Below are 662 nucleotides of genomic sequence, written 5' to 3'. Positions count from 1 at the left end.
CGCGGCAGTGGTTTAGGTACGGGGAAAGTGCAGCAGGGCACGGGCATTGGTTTCGACCATCTTCTCGACTTCGTCATCGGGAACATCGATCATCGCGTCGTGTACTTTCTTGCGACTGTTCGGCCAGTTCGAATCCGAGTGCGGGTAGTCACCCTCCCAGGTGATGTTGTCGATACCGACGTCGTGACGGTTCTTGATACCGAAGTTGTCCTCGATGAAACAACCGAAGAGGTGCTTGGAGAACAATTCCGACGGACGCACTGTTTGGTTGATGTTCTGGTAGAACCGGTGCTTCTCCCACGTCTGATCCATCCGTTCGAGCATGTACGGAACCCAGCCGATCCCGCCCTCGGAGAGCAGGAACTTCAGTGTCGGATGGCGATGGAAAACCGGGGAGAACAACAGATCGGCGGTCGCGTACATCGAGTTGCACCCGAAGAGTGCCGTCATCACGGCCATCGGGGCTTCGGGGGCGGTGATCGGGGCCTTACCCGAGGTGCCGAAGTGCACGGTCAACGGGATGTCGACATCCTCACACGCCGAGAACAGCGGATCCCAGTGATCGGTGTGGAACGACGGAAGTCCTAGCGGTACAGGATTTTCGGGGAAGGAAATCGCTTTTGCGCCCTTGGCTGCGGTGCGGTAGACCTCTTTGACGCATT

The 662-nt window shown here is 57.7% G+C and carries 1 protein-coding gene; it reads right to left on the bottom strand.

The genetic code is table 11. The features are described from left to right. Positions 1-12: 12 nt before the first annotated feature. On the bottom strand, positions 13-662 hold a 650-nt coding region (locus tag R4P64_RS33925), incomplete at its 5' end, for an amidohydrolase family protein (RefSeq protein WP_317824578.1).

The organism is Rhodococcus sp. IEGM 1366, assembly GCF_033142425.1.
GTDB lineage: Bacteria > Actinomycetota > Actinomycetes > Mycobacteriales > Mycobacteriaceae > Rhodococcus_F > Rhodococcus_F globerula.
This window is presented reverse-complemented; position numbering and strand designations above follow the sequence as displayed.